Raw genomic sequence first — 16451 nt, 5'->3', positions numbered from 1 at the left:
AAATGGCGAACAGCCGACCCAGAATAATATCAGTGGCAAACCAAAAGGGTGGGGTTGGTAAAACAACGACGACTATTAACCTTGGCGCTTCTCTTGCCGCCAAAGGTCTGAAGGTAGCCATTATAGATTTAGATCCCCAGGGGAATGCATCAACTGGTCTTGGTATTGACCATACAAGTCGCGATAAATCGACCTATGATCTTCTTTTGAATGAGATGCCGCTTAGCGAAGCTCTTAAAGACACTGCGGTGCCAGGGTTATCAATTTCCCCAGCAAATACAGACCTAAGTTCGGCGGATATCGAGCTTGTATCAACTGCTAGGCGTATTTACCTGATATCAGATGCACTGACAGGACCAGACATAGAAAATTTGGATCTCGACTATATACTGATTGATTGCCCACCATCTCTGAACTTGTTGACGTTGAATGCCATGGTTGCTTCGGACTCTGTGTTGGTTCCATTGCAGGCGGAGTTTTTTGCGTTGGAGGGGCTGTCCCAATTAATGCTGTCGGTACGAGAGATTAGAGAAACCGCGAATTCTAAGCTAAGGTTGGAAGGTGTTGTGCTTACCATGTATGATAAACGCAACAACTTGTGCCATCAGGTGGAGCTCGACGTTCGAGAGAACCTCCGAGACCTCGTATTTAAAACAATGATTCCGCGTAACGTTAGGCTGAGCGAAGCGCCTTCATATGGGCTACCGGTAATAAACTACGACCCAAGTTCGCTCGGCGCCACCGCGTACAAATCGCTTGCGACAGAGATTCTCGCACGGCACTTACCACAGAATGGAGCGTAAAATGGCTGAAAAACGTGGACTAGGACGAGGCCTCTCGGCTCTGATGGCCGACATTGACGTTGCATCTCCTGCAAAGGCAAACAGCTCTGTAGTTTCGTCTGATAAGCTTATTCCAATTGAGCGAATCGAACCTAATCCCGATCAGCCAAGACGCGATTTTGTAAAAGCTGATTTGGAAGAACTGGCAGAGTCCATTCGCGCGAAAGGCATCATTCAACCATTGATAGTTCGTGCTCATCCCAAGGATGCTGGACGATTTGAGATTGTTGCCGGTGAGCGTCGCTGGCGAGCAGCTCAGATAGCTCAAATTCATGAAGTACCAATTGTTTTGCGCGAGTTGGACGACACTGAAGTTCTCGAGATAGCTATTATTGAGAACATTCAGCGCGCAGATCTAAACCCGGTCGAGGAAGCTCTAGGTTATCGCCAGCTACAGGATAAATTCGGTCACACTCAGGAGCAGTTAGCTTCCGCTCTGGGTAAAAGTAGAAGTTATATCGCAAACCTGATGCGGCTTCTAAACCTTCCCGATGGTGTCGTGCAGCTTCTACGGCAGGGAGATTTGACCACTGGGCATGCACGTGCATTGATTACGACCGAAAACCCAAGCGAATTGGCTCGGAAGGTAGTGAAACAAGGCCTGTCTGTGCGTGAAACTGAACGATTGGCAAAGCAGGGGTCAGAAACAAGCAAGCCGACCAAAGTGAAGCTTAAACCGGCAAAAGATGCAGATACCAAAGCATTAGAAGGCGATCTTAGCGCAACACTTAAAATGGCGGTTAGTGTAGATCATACTCAAGGAACTGAAGGGGGTAGTGTGACTATTTCTTACAAGGATTTTGAACAACTGGATGAGTTGTGCCGACTTCTTGCCGGAAACTGACCTTTTAAGACACTAATTGACCTAGAATAGAATTAAGCAAGATGCGCTCCTTTGTTGGAACATACATTCTTGAACCTTCAACCTTTAGATGACCTGAATCAGCTAATTCATTGACTTTTAACAATGAAATCAAACTACCATCAAGCTCATGTAGCCGATCTAGATCGCAGCCTTCTGTCAACCTCAGAGACATAAGCAAGTATTCCAACGCTTGCTCTTTTAACGATAACGAGGAGGCTAAGCTTTCCCCGCTCGCATGTTGATCTACCGCACTTAACCAGTCGATCGGCGCTAGGTGGGTTTCGGTAGCTATACGTTGCGCATTACTTTCAAATCGTCCATGCGCGCCAGGGCCTACTCCGACGTAATCCCCGCCTCGCCAATAAATTAGGTTGTGACGCGACTCTTGACCAACCTTAGCGTGATTGGACACTTCATAAGCCGAGAATCCATGGGCTTCTGTTATATCTTGAGTCATCTCATATAGATCTGCTGAAAGATCCTCGCTCGGCAACCCCTTCAGGCCCCCACGAGCAAACCTATCACCGAACGCAGTGCCGTCTTCTATCGTCAGTTGGTACAATGACAGGTGGTCCGCTGCCATGCTCAATGCGCGAGTAAGTTCAGCCTCCCATTGGGATGCTGTTTGGTCTTGCCGAGCGTAGATAAGATCGAAACTTACCCGCTCGAATATACTGCGGGCTGTGCCAAATGCATTTTCAGCTTCGGAGACCGAATGAAGGCGCCCCAACTGTTTCAAATCTGTGTCGTTTAGGGCCTGGATCCCCATGGAGATGCGATTGACACCGGCTTGCTTGAAGCCCTCAAAACGAGAGGCTTCTACGGAGGTGGGATTGGCTTCGAGTGTGATTTCGACGTCGTTAGCGCTACGCCAATTCTTGCGGATCTGCTCAATGATGGCGTTAACCGTTTCGGGCAACATTAAGCTGGGAGTACCGCCGCCGAAGAAAATACTGCTTACAACTCGATCCGGCGTCAGTGCAGCCAGCCGATCTAACTCGCTAATATAGGCTCTAACCCAAGCGCTTTGGTCCACATTCGAGGACACATGACTGTTGAAATCACAATAGGGGCATTTGGCTTGGCAATAGGGCCAGTGAACATAGACGCCAAAGCCGGCTCTTTGCCAGTTTTCAGGACTCAAAGGCTTTTACCAGTTTTTGAAATGCGTTGGCTCGGTGACTAATTTTGTTCTTTTCCCAGCGATCCATTTCGCCAAAGGTGATGTCGTATCCATTGGGTTGAAAAATGGGGTCATACCCATGCCCCTCATCACCGCGCATTGGCCAAACGACCTGACCTTCCATAGTGCCGGGGAAGACTTCATCGTGTCCGTCAGGCCAAGCTAAAACCAAAGTCGCGCAAAACCTTGCAGTCCACGGCGCCGGAACCCCGGTTTTTTGGACTTCGTCATATGTCCTAGTCATAGCCAACACAAAATCGCGTCCGGTGGGCGTTTCAGACCAATCCGCAGTGTAGACGCCGGGCGCTCCGTTTAGGCAATCGACTTCGATGCCACTGTCGTCAGATAGAGCTGGTAGGCCAGTAGCCACCGCAGCTGCATGTGCCTTTATTCGAGCGTTTCCAACAAATGTAGTTTCGGTTTCCTCTGGCTCAGGCAGGTTTTGTTCAGCGGCGGAGGTTACCTTGATCCCATACGGGGAAAGTAGGGCAGAAATCTCTTCCAATTTTCCCTTGTTGTGGGTTGCGACCAATAGGGTATCGCCGGTGAACTTTCGCATGCTTCTAGCCCTCGACCGCAGCTTTTTGCGCTGCTGTCAGCTCCGAGACGCCCTTCTCAGCGAGGTCCATAAGCTTGTTCAGCTCATCACGGCTGAATGTTGCCCCCTCAGCGGAGCCCTGAACCTCGATCAGGCCAAGATTCCCCGTCATTACAAAGTTGGCATCTGTGCCAGCGTCGCTGTCTTCAGGGTAATCCAGATCCAAAACAGGCTGGCCAGCGTAGATACCACAACTAATTGCAGCGACGTGATCAGTAAGCGGATCGGTGGTGATGTCCCCCGCTTTCATTAACGCATTGACGGCCAGACGTAGTGCGACCCAACCGCCAGTGATTGAAGCGCAACGTGTGCCGCCATCAGCTTGGATGACGTCGCAATCGACGACGATCTGACGTTCGCCCATAGCGACACGATCCACACCGGCACGCAATGAGCGACCAATAAGGCGTTGGATTTCTTGTGTTCGACCAGATTGGCCGCGTTTTGCCTCGCGGTTCATCCGTGTGTGAGTGGCGCGGGGCAACATCCCGTATTCTGCGGTGACCCAACCAAGGCCGGAGTTACGTAAAAATGAAGGAACTCGCGCGTCTACTGATGCGGTACAAAGTACATGCGTGTCGCCACATTTGATCAGGCAAGACCCCTCGGCGTGGCGGGTGACATTGGTCTCGATTGTGATTGATCGCATTTCGTCAAGCTGACGGCCGGATGGGCGCATGTGAATTCTCCTGTTGGAACATGTCCAGATACCCTTGTGATACGCTTGGTTGCAAGCCACATTGAGCACGATCACAGTCGAGAGAAGAACGCAGATGAGCCGCGAAGACACCTTGTCCCAAATGAACGACCGCAGCCGCGAGGTTTTCCAACGCATTGTTGAATCGTATCTGGACAGCGGCGAACCTGTTGGATCGCGTACTTTGTCGCAAAACCTGACCGAAAGCGTGAGCGCTGCGACAATCCGAAACGTGATGCAGGACCTTGAACTGCTCGGCTTGCTAGATAGCCCGCATGTGTCCGCCGGGCGTATTCCAACACAGGCGGGCTTGCGGATGTTTGTCGACGGACTGCTGGAAGTGGACGAAGTAACGAACCATGATCGCGAAAAGTTGGACGCAACCCTAGGAAGCAATGATCGCGATGTTGGTGTTATGCTAGACCGAATTGGGTCGGCTTTATCGGGTCTAACACAGGGCGCGAGCCTTGTTTTAACACCAAAACACGAAGCGCCAATCAAGCACATCGAGTTTGTTAGCCTTGCGGCTGACCGTGCGCTTGTCGTGTTGGTGTTTGCAGATGGGCATGTTGAAAATCGCGTTTTTACCCCGCCAATCGGGCAAACACCGTCGTCGATGCGAGAAGCGGCGAATTTCCTGAACGCCTTGGCGGTAGGGTCAACAATTTCAGAGCTGCGAGGGCGAATAGCTCGGGAGATCCAGTCAAGACGGCAGGAATTGGATGTGTTGGCGCAAGACCTTGTCAAAATGGGATTGGCCGTTTGGGAAAACGAAGGGGACCAAATTGAACGCCTAATCGTCCGCGGCAGGTCGAATCTAATCGAGGATGCGGAAGATTCTGAAGCTCTAGACCGTGTCCGCGCGCTGTTTGACGACCTTGAACGCAAACGTGATATCGCAGAATTCCTTGAATTGACCGATGATGGCGACGGTGTGCGCATTTTTATTGGCTCTGAGAACAAACTCTTTTCACTTTCGGGTTCCTCTTTGGTGGTCTCTCCCTATATGAACTCTGATCGAAAGATTATCGGTGCAGTTGGGGTCATTGGCCCAACGCGATTGAACTACGGGCGCATTGTCCCAATCGTGAACTATACTGCGCAGATGGTTGGCAAACTTATTTCGGACGGTGGGTAGAGGTACAAATGTCTGACGCGAACAAAGAAGATGATTTCCAAACAGATCACTTGGAGGCGATGGCCGAAGAGACTGTAGATATTATGGAAGAAAACGACGAGCTACAGGCGCTTATCGAAGAGCGTGACATGCTGAAGGACCGCCTTTTGCGCACAATGGCTGATGTCGAGAACACGCGGAAGCGTGGAGAGCGCGACCGCCGTGAAGCTGAAAGCTACGGCGGGTCCAAACTGGCGAAGGATATGCTGCCAGTTTACGACAACCTTCGCCGAGCTTTGGATGCTGCTGATGATTCTCAACGTGAAGCGGCGAAAGCCGTCTTTGAAGGTGTTGAGTTGACACTTCGTGAGTTGATCCACGTCTTTGGCAAACATCAGATCGAAGCAGTGATGCCTGAAGTTGGCGACAGATTTGATCCGCAGCTTCACCAAGCGATGTTTGAGGCGCCGCTGCCAGACACCAAAGCTGGTGATATCATTCAAGTTATGGCCGAAGGCTTCCTTCTGCATGATCGTTTGCTGCGGCCTGCGCAAGTTGGCGTTTCGTCAACTCCGGCTTAGGTCCTTTAGCTCATAGAGCAACTGCAAAGCTTCGCGCGGCGTTAATTCGTCGGGCGAGACTTCTTTTAGCCGATCGTCTGCAAGCGATGATTTGGCAATGGGCGCTGGTGCGGGCGTTGTCGCGAACAAGGGCAAATCGTCGATCAAGGCCTTTGGCTTTGCGCCGCCCTCACGGTCCCCTTTTTCAAGCTGTTCCAGAACGACGCGCGCACGATCGATAACCGATGGTGGCAGACCAGCGAGCTTCGCAACCTGCACCCCGTAAGATCGATCAGCCGCCCCGCGCTTTACTTCGTGCAGGAAGATAATATCGCTTTCCCACTCTTTCACGGTGACTGTGGCGTTCTCGACACCTGGTAGCTTGCCAGCAAGTGCCGTCAGCTCATGGTAGTGAGTGGCGAACAATGCGCGACACGTATTGGCGGCGTGAAGGTGTTCCAATGTGGCCCAGGCGATGGACAGCCCGTCGTAGGTTGCAGTGCCGCGACCAATCTCGTCCAGAATGACCAATGCGCGCTCATCGGCTTGGTTTAAGATCGCTGCAGTTTCGACCATTTCGACCATAAACGTGGATCGCCCACGGGCCAAATCATCGGATGCACCCACGCGGCTGAATAGCTGTGATACAAGGCCGATATGCGCGCGATCCGCTGGAACATAAGACCCTACTTGTGCCAAAAGTGCGATTATTGCGTTCTGACGTAGGAACGTGGACTTACCTGCCATGTTCGGGCCAGTAAGCAACCAGATGCTAGATGCACCACTTTGTGCGGACAGATCACACCCGTTCGCGACAAAGGGCGAGGCGCCTTGGTTCTTTAGGGCTTTTTCAACGACGGGATGGCGTCCCCCCACGACATTAAAGGCTCTTGAATCGTCTATATTTGGGCGAACCCAGTCTTCAGACACAGCAAGATCTGACAGGGCCGAAAATACGTCCAGCTGCGCCAATGCGGCTGCAGCAGCAAACAACTTTGCGCTGACCTCAACAACCTCTGCACATACGTTTTCAAAGACCTGAAGCTCAATAGCTGTTGCGCGACCACCTGCGTTCAGGATTTTAGTCTCAAGCTCGGACAGCTCAACGGTCGTGAAGCGAATAGCATTCGCCGTCGTTTGGCGGTGAATGAAGCGATCAGAATGCGGTGGTGCCAACATCTTTTCAGCATGTGCTGCCGTGGTTTCGATGAAGTACCCAAGTACATTGTTATGTTTGATCTTAAGCGCAGTAACGCCCGTTTCTTCGGCATATTCCGCCTGATAACCCGCGATGACCTTGCGGCCTTCGTCACGTAGTTGCCGGACTTCGTCTAACTCAGAATTGTAACCGGTTGCGACGAACCCGCCATCACGAGCCAGAAGTGGGGGTTCAGCAACGAGGGTGTCCTGCAGTTTGGTTAATATCCCATCATGCCCAACAAGATCAGCTGCATTGGCTTCGATGGATGATGCAAGTTCTCGCCCTAGGAGTAATTCATGCAGTATTAGACACTGTTCTAGACCGGATCGGAGCGAGACAAGGTCGCGTGGACCACCTCTGTTCATAGCAATTCTAGATAACGCGCGATCCATATCTGGCACACGCCGTAGGGCTTCTCGCAAATCTCCCCGAAGTTGCGAATCCAACGAAAAAACTTCGATAGCATCTAACCTTGATTGCAGCTCGTCCAGATCGGTAGACGGGCTTGAAAGCCGCCGATCAAGAAGGCGGCCACCACCAGCCGTAAGGGTTTGGTCAATCGTGTCGAGTAATGACCCTTTTCGCGAACCATTTAGAGTTTGGGACAGTTCCAGATTGCGACGAGTGGCGCTATCGATCTGCATCAAGCGGTTGGCTGCTTCGCGCACAGGAGGTCGCAAGAGAGGCAGCTTACCCTTTTGTGTGATATCAAGATAATCTACCAGAGCGCCAAGGGCGGCAATCTCGGCACGGGTGAAGTTACCGAAAGCATCTAAAGAACCTACTGAATAGAGACTAATAAGTCGCTTTTCGGCGGATGTGCTGTCAAAGCTGGCCCTGCTAAGGGGCGTGATCGCCGAACCTGTTTCGCTGACAATTGGGCTCAGCTCGTCGAAGTCCGGCTCTGACACCAAGACTTCACTTGGCGCAAGGCGCGCTAGTTCTGGCGATAGGCGCATTTTGGAACATGGGCCGGTTCGCATGTCGCCGGTTGAGATATCCACCCATGCCATTGCCCCTTCACCGCGAATCTCTGAATAGGCCGCGAGAAAATTGTGACGCCGCGGCTCCAACAAGCTGTCTTCTGTCAACGTGCCGGGAGTGACCAAACGTACGACGTCGCGCTTCACTACCGATTTAGAGCCACGCTTTTTGGCCTCGGCTGGGCTTTCCAACTGTTCGCCTACGGCGACGCGGAACCCTTTGCGGATCAGAGTTAGCAGATAGTTTTCGGCTGCATGGAAGGGCACACCACACATGGGTATATCATTACCTAAGTGCTTGCCGCGTTTCGTTAGTGAGATGTCCAAGGCCTCAGAAGCCGCGACGGCATCGTCAAAGAACAACTCGTAGAAATCACCCATGCGGTAGAATAATAGAGCGTCAGGGTACTGGGCTTTGATGTCCAGATATTGTGCCATCATTGGCGTTACAGATGCATTGGCGACAGTCACGTATTCACCCTCCGGTGTGTTGGATGAATTCTAATCGTCTGGCGGCTGCGGTGAAAGCACGAATTCCGTTGGATCAGCATGGACGCATCTTCGCGCATTGGGCCAGACAAAAAAGTAGCGCCCGATTTGGACGCTTCTTTTTAGTTCTTCATGTCTTCCCAGAAAGATTTGACCTTTGAGAAGAAGTTGTTGAGCAATGGATTGTTTTCTTCGCTCAGCTTTTCGAATTCTCGAAGCAGCTCTTTTTGCTTTCCCGTGAGGTTCACAGGGGTTTCCACCGCAAGTTCGATGAACATGTCGCCGGTTCCGGCGCCGCGAAGTGCAGGCATACCTTTTGCGCGAAGGCGCATTTGGCGACCGGACTGGCTGCCAGATGGTACTTTCACACGCGAACGCCCGCCATCTATGGTTGGAACCTCGACATCGCCGCCGATTGCGGCAGTGGCCATAGATACCGGGACGCGGCAGTACAGATCGACGCCGTCACGTTGGAACAACTCGTGCTCGTTGACTTCGATGAAGATATAGAGGTCACCAGATGGGCCACCACGCAGGCCGGCTTCACCCTCGCCGGACAGACGAATTCGGGTTCCGGTTTCTACGCCTGCTGGGATATTGACGCTAAGTCCGCGTTCTTTTTCCTCGCGACCAGAGCCGCCACAAGTTCGGCATGGGTTCTTGATGATTTGACCGATGCCGGAACAAGTTGGGCAAGTGCGCTCAACCGTGAAGAAACCTTGCTGTGCGCGAACTTTGCCCATGCCGGAACATGTCGGGCATGTTTGAGGCTCCGCGCCGCCTTCGGCGCCGGTTCCGTCACAGCCGCTGCAAACAATTGAAGTGGGCACCGTGATTGCCTTTTGCATGCCCGCGAATGCGTCTTCTAACGAGATGCGTAGGTTGTAGCGAAGGTCAGAGCCGCGCGTGGCGCGTTGACGCCCACCACGTTGGCCGCCACCGCCCATAAAGTCGCCGAATAGGTCTTCAAACACGTCCGAAAACGCAGATGAGAAATCACCATTCCCGCCACCGGGATGTTGGCCACGACCGCCCATTCCGCCTTCAAATGCCGCATGACCATAACGATCATACGCTGCTTTCTTGTCGGCGTCTTTTAGAACCTCGTAAGCCTCGTTGGCTTCTTTAAATTGAGATTCCGCATTTGGGTTGTCGGAGTTGCGATCAGGGTGCAGCTCTTTCGCCTTCTTGCGGTAAGCTTTCTTTAATTCGTCTGCGGAAGCACCACGGTCGGCACCGAGAACTTCGTAATAATCACGTTTTGCCATGGATTAACCTTCCCAAATCTCGATCCCTGAAACATGCAGACCGGCCCGTGTTGTCGGGCCGGTCTATGTTGTCAGGACTTAGCGGACATTAGTCGCGCTTGTTGCCGTCCAGATCTTCGAAGTCTGCGTCAACGATGTCTTCGTCTACACCGCGCATGTCGTCTGGCTCTTCGGTTGGCTCAGCAGCCGCAGCTTCGTCTTGCTGCGATTTGTAGATTGCTTCACCAAGCTTCATGGCCGCGTCGGTCAGGTTCTGAATGCCGGCTTTGATTTTGCCTGCGTCCTCAGAGTCCATAGTTTCTTCGAGGGCTTTCATGGCCAGCTCGATGACTTCTACAGTAGATCCGTCAACCTTATCGCCGTGATCTTCCAGCGACTTCTTCGTGCTGTGCATCAGGCTTTCGGCTTGGTTGGTTGCTTCTACCAACTCGCGACGTTCAGCATCCGCATCAGCGTTAGCTTCAGCGTCTTTGACCATTTGTTCGATGTCATCATCGGACAGGCCGCCGGACGCTTGGATCGTGATTTTCTGCTCTTTCCCGGTGCCTTTGTCTTTGGCGCCAACTTCAACGATGCCGTTGGCGTCGATGTCGAAGGTCACTTCGATCTGTGGCAGACCGCGTGGTGCGGGCGGGATGTCTTCAAGGTTGAATTGACCAAGGACTTTGTTGTCCGCAGCCATTTCACGCTCACCTTGGAACACACGCAATGTCACAGCGTTCTGGTTGTCTTCCGCAGTCGAGAAGATTTGCGACTTCTTCGTCGGGATCGTTGTGTTGCGGTCGATCAGGCGTGTGAACACACCACCAAGGGTCTCAATACCCAAGGACAGCGGTGTCACGTCGAGAAGAACAACGTCCTTCACGTCACCTTGCAGAACACCAGCTTGAATGGCTGCGCCCATAGCAACAACTTCATCAGGGTTCACACCTTTGTTTGCTTCACGGCCGAAGAACTTGGAAACTTCTTCGATAACCTTTGGCATACGGGTCATGCCACCAACCAACACGACTTCGTCGATGTCAGAAGTGGACAGGCCCGCATCTTTCAAAGCGGCTTGGCAGGGCTTGATCGACGCTTTGATCAGGTCGGCAACAAGGCTTTCCAGTTTAGCGCGTGTCAGCTTCATAACCATGTGAAGCGGCTGGCCGCCTTTAGGGTCCATGGAGATAAACGGCTGGTTGATCTCTGTTTGTTGCGACGAGGACAGCTCGATCTTCGCTTTCTCGGCCGCTTCCTTCAGGCGTTGCAGCGCCATCTTGTCTTTGGTCAGGTCGACGCCGTTCTCTTTTTTGAACTCGTCAGCAAGGTAGGACACGATGCGCATGTCGAAGTCTTCACCACCAAGGAATGTATCACCGTTGGTGGACTTAACTTCGAACAGCCCGTCGTCGATTTCCAGAATGGTTACGTCGAATGTACCACCACCAAGGTCATAGACCGCGATGGTTTGGGTTTCTTTTTTGTCGAGGCCGTAAGCCAACGCAGCAGCAGTCGGCTCGTTGATGATGCGCAGCACTTCGAGGCCCGCGATCTTACCGGCGTCTTTTGTTGCCTGACGCTGAGCATCGTTGAAGTAAGCAGGAACGGTGATAACCGCCTGTGTGACTTCTTCGCTCAGGTAGCTTTCAGCAGTCTCTTTCATCTTTTGCAAAATGAACGCAGAGATTTGCGCTGGGCTGTATTTGTCGCCTTTAGCGGCAACCCAAGCGTCACCGTTGCCACCGTCGACGACGTCGAAGGGCAGGTTCTTCTTGTCTTTGGCGATGTGCTTGTCGTCAGAACGACGACCAATCAGGCGCTTAACACCGAAGATGGTGTTTTCAGGGTTCGTAACAGCCTGCCGTTTGGCGGCTTGACCGACCAGACGCTCGTCGTCTGTGAAGGCTACGATAGATGGTGTGGTGCGTGCACCCTCAGCGTTCTCAATAACGCGAGGTTGAGAGCCATCCATGATGGCGATGCAAGAGTTGGTTGTACCAAGGTCGATACCGATGACTTTTGCCATGAGCTTAGGTCCTTTCGTCGCGGCGATGTTGAGGAGAGCAGACCCAAACTGGCCCCTGCTACTCCGATCCCAAAATTGAACCGGGGGCATAGCCCCATCGGAATTCGAAGGGTATATAGGACTGAGGCCCAGTTGCTGCAAGGCGCTGGGTGGATGGAATCTCTCAAATTAGTGAGAAACGTGGCCTAAAGTGGAATGGATGCATCAATGAGCCAGCACTCAACGCCAAATCCACCTAGTTTGAACTTGCGAGGTTTCGAAATCTTCGAGGGTTTTTTGGATGTGAAAAAACAACAAAACTTGCTCGAAGATCTGAGGGTTGTGGTTGGAAAGGCACCGTTATTTACCCCGACAATGTCAACGGGAAGACAAATGTCGGTCCGAATGACCTCTGCTGGCCGCCTTGGTTGGGTGTCGGATAATAACGGTCACCGTTATCAAGACAGGCACCCACGCGGGATGGGTTGGCCGGATATACCCAAATCAATCATGGAAATTTGGAACGCGGTTGGCGCGCCCGAACGTACGCCGGACTGTTGTCTTGTAAATTTTTACGACGAAGCTGCGCGGATGGGGTTGCACCAAGACAAAGATGAGGCGGATTTCTCTTGGCCAGTCGTTTCTGTGTCCTTGGGTGACGAGGCGTTGTTTAGGGTGGGCAATCAGGAACGAGGAGGCAAGACCGAAAGCATCTGGCTGCGTTCAGGCGATGTGGTGGTCATGGGGGGCGAGGCCCGCCTCAAGTTTCACGGCGTGGACCGGATTAATTCGGGGACATCTACTCTGTTACCCAAAGGTGGCCGGATAAACTTAACGCTTCGTGTGGTGACTTAGCGCCCTGCGCTCCAACTGATGGAAGCGTGTCGGCGTGCCTTGAATTCACCCATGAGGCCCAACATGACCAGCGTAATTGAAACAATGACCGGATAGCTGACTGAGCTGAAGTGCGGGCTGTAATTGATGAAGGCAAAGCCGCGTGATTGGTCAATGCAGTGAAATAGCGGGTTCCAATCGAAAAACGCTAGCACTGAAGATGGCATGTTGTTGGCGACAAACATCTTGCCGGACGCCAGCATATTGGCACGGCTGTAAATGGTCGAAGCGATCGTTGCGAAGCCGGGGAACCACGGCTTGATTGCTAGAAAGACCATCCCAACCGCCACGCCGGAAAACCAAGACAACAGAAACATCCCAATCGCACCCGTCGGATTATCAATGACGATGGGCTGCCAAATGACGTGAGCCATGAACAGGATCAGGATGCCGGAAAGGGTTTGGATGTATAGCGCGGACAAAGCTGCAGACGCGATCGAGATAGCCGTATTCATAGGCGCATGTTTCATCATTGCTGATGTCGGCCCCTCTGATCCCATGATCGCGCCGACGGCCTTGGTGTGGGTCAGGAATAAGAAGATGCCCGAAAGCAGGTATAGGATGAAGTTGCCGCGGATCGCTGTTCCACGCAATCCCAGAACTGAAAACATCAAATAGAAGGCAGCAACCATGATAACCGTCGTCATCATGTTCATTACTAGCCCGACGATCGCATTGCGGTGTGATTTTCTGACATGCCGAACGGTGCTGACAAAGATCAGATCTGCCAGCCCGATGGCTGAACGGAAGTGCGTGTTACGTTCTTCGGTCTGGAACATTTTTGCAACCTGCTTTGCTTACGGGCGCTGTCCTGATCCTTAGATGTCAGAAAACTTGCCGATCCGTTACCAAGCAAGCATAAGAAGGCCAAAGAATGAAATCAATTAACCGGCAGGAGAGCGGCTGTGGACTATAACAAGATGGCAACGGTGTTTCGTGAGCTAGCATTGGAGGCTGGCGATAAGATCATGGAGATTTACGACGCTGACGACTTCGATGTGCGTGCAAAATCAGATGATAGCCCAGTCACCGCCGCTGACGAAGCTGCTGACGCGTTGATTTCTGCCGGTATCCGCGCTGCTTTCCCTGACGTCCTGCTGGTCACCGAAGAACAGTCCTCCACACATGCTGAAAGCGCTGCGAACTTTATTATTGTGGACCCTCTGGATGGCACCAAGGAATTCATCAAACGCCGTGGTGATTTCACAGTGAATATTGCTTATGTCGAGAATGGTAAGCCTATTCGCGGTGTGGTTTACGCGCCCGCGAAAGGCCGTATGTTTTACACAGGCGCCGACGGTAAAACCGTTGAAGAGCAAGGTCCGTTTGACCGCAAGAAACAAGGTCTAACAAACCCCATTGGCGTCAAAACTCCCGACAATGACGCTTTGGTTGTTGTCGCCTCAAAGTCTCACCGTGATCAGGCGACCGACGATTATATCTCTAAGTACAACACGACGGATATGACGGGCGCTGGATCGTCTCTGAAATTCTGTTTGGTCGCCGCAGGTGAGGCTGATTTATACCCACGCTTGGGTCGCACGATGGAATGGGACACGGCCGCAGGCCATGCGGTTCTTAACGGTGCTGGCGGTGCCGTTGTGCGTTTTGATGATCACTCACCTTTGACTTACGGGAAGCCGATCTATGAAAACCCGTTCTTTATTGCTTACGCCCCTGGCGTTGATCTGAAGCCTGCGTAATGTCAGTCACTATCGTCATACCCGCTCGCTACGCCTCCACCCGCTATCCTGGGAAACCCCTTGTAGAGTTACGAGGGGCTACTGGCGACGCGAAGAGCCTGATCGAGCGTTCTTGGAATGCGGCGAAATCGGTTTCCGGTGTAGATCGTGTGGTCGTGGCGACGGATGATGATCGGATCAAGGCTGCGTCTGAGGCCTTTGGAGCGGAGGTGGTCATGACGTCTTCTGATTGCTTCAACGGAACCGAGCGTTGTGCAGACGCGCTTCCTGCGCTGGGAGATGAGCCAGAGATTGTGGTAAACCTGCAAGGTGATGCTCCCTTGACGCCATCTTGGTTTGTAGAGGAGTTGGTCGCTGGCCTGCGCGGCGCGCCGAATGCGGCCTGTGCCACTCCGGTACTGCGATGTGATGGGCGGGCTTTGAACGGCTTCTTGGAAGATCGGAAAAATGGGCGTGTTGGCGGCACCACGGCCGTGTTTTCACAAGATATGTCAGCGTTGTACTTTTCTAAGGAAGTTATTCCGTTCACCTCAAATACCTACTCCGATAACTCTGAAACTCCTGTTTTTCACCACGTCGGTGTTTATGCCTATAGACCGGACGCCCTTCGTGCCTATGCGACATGGCCTATAGGCCCGCTGGAAAAGCTGGAAGGCTTGGAGCAGTTGCGCTTTCTTGAAAATAATGGCCAAGTTTTGTGCGTTGAGGTTGAGGCGAGGGGTCGCCAGTTCTGGGAGCTGAACAACCCCGAAGATGTTCCTCGACTTGAGGCGATGCTGTCGGAGATGGGTCACCCATGAACCGACCTTTGGTCAGTGTGGTTGTTGTAAGCCGTCACCGACCGGAGGAATTGCGCAGGTGTGTTCGGGCGCTTGACTACCAAACCTATGGTCGCTTTGAGGTTGTTTTGGTGACCGACACCAAGACCTCTCAAGAAATAGCAGACTTGGTGCCAATTGATCGGGTTAAGCACGCTGTCTGCGGTGAAGCCAACATTTCTAAAGCGCGTAACATTGGCATCGAGATTTCGTCAGGTGAGGTGGTTGCATTTATTGATGATGATGCAATTGCGGAACCCACTTGGTTGCAGCATTTGATCGCGCCGTTTGAGGATCAAAGCGTTGGCGCGTCGGGGGGATTTGTACGAGGCCGAAACGGTATTAGTTTTCAGTGGCAGGCGGAGGAGATAACCTCAGATGGTCGTTCGCACTTAGTAGATGTCACAGAAACTACGGTGCCTCAGATCGACCCTAACAAGGCAATTAAAACGCAAGGTACCAACTGCGCATTTCGCCGTGAGGCTCTCGTTGAGCTTTCTGGATTTGATGAAAACTACCACTTTTACCTCGACGAAACCGATCTAAATATTCGTTTAACCCGAGCCGGTTGGCGCACTGCAATTGTCCCATTGGCTGAGGTGCAGCATGGTTACGCCGCTTCTAGCATGAGAGGACAAGACAGGCGTCCAAAGTCGTTGTTCCAGATTGGCGCAAGCCAGTCCTATTTTGGGAAGAAGAATGGGCGACCAGAGCACGAGTTGGATGTGCTGCGCAAAGAACAGAAACATAGATTGGAGAGTGCGCTGATCGGGGGGTTGATTGAGCCTTCGGATGTTGGTCGATTGCAAGCCGATTTGGAGCTTGGAATTGAAGATGGAAGATCACGTGTAGAGTTGCCTGCACGTGATTGGGCTCCTGCTCCCGAGTTTAATGTGTACCAACTGGATGGGGCTGCAAAGGCACATCGCTTTGTTTCGGGTCGATGGCTATCTAGGCGTAGAGTATATGAACGAGCAAAGGAGCTTGCGGATCAAGGATTCCCCTGCACGGCAATTGTCCTGAGTGTTACAGCCTTGTTTCACAAACGTTACTTTCATTCCGACGGGTATTGGGTGCAATCGGGGGGAATATTCGGAAAATCTACCCGTGGACAGGCATTCTGGTCGTGGTATCGGCACTCAACGCGCGTAGCGGAAGAGCAAAAACAACTTAAAAGAACGAGATGAGCTGGTAGAGATATATCGGCTATTTTGGTCACAGTTTCGTTGGCTGATGTGTGTGCGTG

15 protein-coding genes are annotated in these 16451 nt (G+C 52.3%); 8 read left to right on the top strand and 7 right to left on the bottom strand.

The genetic code is table 11. The features are described 5' to 3' along the window. Nucleotides 1–2 precede the first annotated feature (2 nt). Both ABJN86_RS00160 and ABJN86_RS00155 read left to right on the top strand, forming a co-directional pair. Nucleotides 3–803 carry a ParA family protein gene (locus ABJN86_RS00160; protein WP_348362899.1) on the top strand — a complete coding sequence of 267 codons (801 nt, stop codon included), beginning with the start codon at nucleotides 3–5 and terminating at the stop codon, nucleotides 801–803. Then, nucleotides 793–1686, top strand: coding sequence for a ParB/RepB/Spo0J family partition protein (locus ABJN86_RS00155; protein ID WP_348362900.1), 894 nt, complete (start codon nucleotides 793–795; stop codon nucleotides 1684–1686). Before ABJN86_RS00160 ends, ABJN86_RS00155 begins: the two co-directional genes overlap by 11 nt. Before the next feature lie 4 nt (nucleotides 1687–1690). Here the strand turns inward: ABJN86_RS00155 and hemW are convergent, their stop codons facing one another. Genes hemW through rph form a run of 3 tightly spaced genes read right to left on the bottom strand, consistent with a single transcriptional unit; the run spans nucleotide 1691 to nucleotide 4167 of the window. Next, entirely contained in the window at nucleotides 1691–2851 is a 1161-nt protein-coding gene (gene hemW / locus ABJN86_RS00150) for a radical SAM family heme chaperone HemW (RefSeq protein ID WP_348362901.1), read from the bottom strand. Further along, the gene (rdgB, locus tag ABJN86_RS00145; RefSeq protein ID WP_348362902.1) at nucleotides 2841–3449 is read right to left on the bottom strand and encodes an RdgB/HAM1 family non-canonical purine NTP pyrophosphatase; all 609 of its coding nucleotides are present in this window, start codon (nucleotides 3447–3449) and stop codon (nucleotides 2841–2843) included. Before rdgB ends, hemW begins: the two co-directional genes overlap by 11 nt. Nucleotides 3450–3453: 4 nt before the next feature. Next, nucleotides 3454–4167, bottom strand: a complete 714-nt coding sequence (gene rph, locus ABJN86_RS00140) for a ribonuclease PH (RefSeq protein ID WP_348362903.1) — start codon at nucleotides 4165–4167, stop codon at nucleotides 3454–3456. Nucleotides 4168–4261: 94 nt separating this feature from the next. Between rph and hrcA the strand changes: the two genes are divergently transcribed. After that, a complete protein-coding gene (gene hrcA, locus ABJN86_RS00135) occupies nucleotides 4262–5323 on the top strand; it encodes a heat-inducible transcriptional repressor HrcA (RefSeq protein ID WP_348362904.1) in 1062 nt (353 codons plus the stop codon). Between the two features lie 8 nt (nucleotides 5324–5331). Continuing rightward, the gene (locus tag ABJN86_RS00130) at nucleotides 5332–5883 is read left to right on the top strand and encodes a nucleotide exchange factor GrpE (protein WP_348362905.1); all 552 of its coding nucleotides are present in this window, start codon (nucleotides 5332–5334) and stop codon (nucleotides 5881–5883) included. On the opposite strand, the gene mutS is transcribed toward ABJN86_RS00130, so the two are convergent. From mutS to dnaK, 3 genes are all read right to left on the bottom strand, one after another. Further along, nucleotides 5869–8487, bottom strand: a complete 2619-nt coding sequence (mutS, locus tag ABJN86_RS00125) for a DNA mismatch repair protein MutS (RefSeq protein WP_348362947.1) — start codon at nucleotides 8485–8487, stop codon at nucleotides 5869–5871. The two genes, ABJN86_RS00130 and mutS, sit on opposite strands and share 15 nt — an antisense overlap. A gap of 170 nt (nucleotides 8488–8657) precedes the next feature. Next, entirely contained in the window at nucleotides 8658–9803 is a 1146-nt protein-coding gene (dnaJ, locus tag ABJN86_RS00120; protein ID WP_348362906.1) for a molecular chaperone DnaJ, read from the bottom strand. A gap of 88 nt (nucleotides 9804–9891) precedes the next feature. Then, on the bottom strand, nucleotides 9892–11811 hold the full coding sequence (gene dnaK, locus ABJN86_RS00115; protein ID WP_348362907.1) for a molecular chaperone DnaK: 1920 nt from the start codon (nucleotides 11809–11811) through the stop codon (nucleotides 9892–9894). Between the two features lie 207 nt (nucleotides 11812–12018). Between dnaK and ABJN86_RS00110 the strand changes: the two genes are divergently transcribed. Beyond that, the gene (locus ABJN86_RS00110; protein WP_348362908.1) at nucleotides 12019–12645 is read left to right on the top strand and encodes an alpha-ketoglutarate-dependent dioxygenase AlkB; all 627 of its coding nucleotides are present in this window, start codon (nucleotides 12019–12021) and stop codon (nucleotides 12643–12645) included. Here the strand turns inward: ABJN86_RS00110 and ABJN86_RS00105 are convergent. Beyond that, nucleotides 12642–13463, bottom strand: a complete 822-nt coding sequence (locus ABJN86_RS00105; RefSeq protein ID WP_348362909.1) for an ABC transporter permease — start codon at nucleotides 13461–13463, stop codon at nucleotides 12642–12644. The genes ABJN86_RS00110 and ABJN86_RS00105 overlap by 4 nt on opposite strands. Nucleotides 13464–13589: 126 nt before the next feature. Between ABJN86_RS00105 and cysQ the strand changes: the two genes are divergently transcribed. From cysQ to ABJN86_RS00090, 3 genes are read left to right on the top strand one after another with little or no spacing between them, the layout of a single operon-like run. Then, nucleotides 13590–14387: a 3'(2'),5'-bisphosphate nucleotidase CysQ gene (cysQ, locus tag ABJN86_RS00100; RefSeq protein WP_348362911.1), complete on the top strand. Its 798-nt coding sequence runs from the start codon at nucleotides 13590–13592 to the stop codon at nucleotides 14385–14387. Then, a complete protein-coding gene (locus tag ABJN86_RS00095; protein WP_348362912.1) occupies nucleotides 14387–15187 on the top strand; it encodes a manno-octulosonate cytidylyltransferase in 801 nt (266 codons plus the stop codon). The genes cysQ and ABJN86_RS00095 overlap by 1 nt, the downstream gene beginning before the upstream one ends. Next, on the top strand, nucleotides 15184–16392 hold the full coding sequence (locus ABJN86_RS00090; RefSeq protein ID WP_348362914.1) for a glycosyltransferase: 1209 nt from the start codon (nucleotides 15184–15186) through the stop codon (nucleotides 16390–16392). Before ABJN86_RS00095 ends, ABJN86_RS00090 begins: the two co-directional genes overlap by 4 nt. The last annotated feature ends 59 nt before the right edge of the window (nucleotides 16393–16451 follow it).

It is taken from the genome of Litoreibacter sp. (genome assembly GCF_039974535.1).
Taxonomy (GTDB): domain Bacteria; phylum Pseudomonadota; class Alphaproteobacteria; order Rhodobacterales; family Rhodobacteraceae; genus Litoreibacter.
The sequence above is the reverse complement of the archived record's forward strand: the minus strand, read 5'-3'. Positions and strand labels throughout refer to the sequence as shown.

Bases quoted from the DNA above. Each gene is read 5' to 3' on its own strand.
- ABJN86_RS00110 (WP_348362908.1), top strand. From the start codon at position 12,019: ATGAGCCAGCACTCAACGCCAAATCCACCTAGTTTGAACTTGCGAGGT.
- ABJN86_RS00160 (WP_348362899.1), top strand. From the start codon at position 3: ATGGCGAACAGCCGACCCAGAATAATATCAGTGGCAAACCAAAAGGGT.
- rdgB (WP_348362902.1), bottom strand. From the start codon at position 3,449: ATGCGAAAGTTCACCGGCGATACCCTATTGGTCGCAACCCACAACAAG.
- hrcA (WP_348362904.1), top strand. From the start codon at position 4,262: ATGAGCCGCGAAGACACCTTGTCCCAAATGAACGACCGCAGCCGCGAG.
- ABJN86_RS00105 (WP_348362909.1), bottom strand. From the start codon at position 13,463: ATGTTCCAGACCGAAGAACGTAACACGCACTTCCGTTCAGCCATCGGG.
- rph (WP_348362903.1), bottom strand. From the start codon at position 4,167: ATGCGCCCATCCGGCCGTCAGCTTGACGAAATGCGATCAATCACAATC.
- mutS (WP_348362947.1), bottom strand. From the start codon at position 8,487: ATGATGGCACAATATCTGGACATCAAAGCCCAGTACCCTGACGCTCTA.
- dnaK (WP_348362907.1), bottom strand. From the start codon at position 11,811: ATGGCAAAAGTCATCGGTATCGACCTTGGTACAACCAACTCTTGCATC.
- ABJN86_RS00155 (WP_348362900.1), top strand. From the start codon at position 793: ATGGAGCGTAAAATGGCTGAAAAACGTGGACTAGGACGAGGCCTCTCG.
- ABJN86_RS00130 (WP_348362905.1), top strand. From the start codon at position 5,332: ATGTCTGACGCGAACAAAGAAGATGATTTCCAAACAGATCACTTGGAG.
- ABJN86_RS00090 (WP_348362914.1), top strand. From the start codon at position 15,184: ATGAACCGACCTTTGGTCAGTGTGGTTGTTGTAAGCCGTCACCGACCG.
- ABJN86_RS00095 (WP_348362912.1), top strand. From the start codon at position 14,387: ATGTCAGTCACTATCGTCATACCCGCTCGCTACGCCTCCACCCGCTAT.
- dnaJ (WP_348362906.1), bottom strand. From the start codon at position 9,803: ATGGCAAAACGTGATTATTACGAAGTTCTCGGTGCCGACCGTGGTGCT.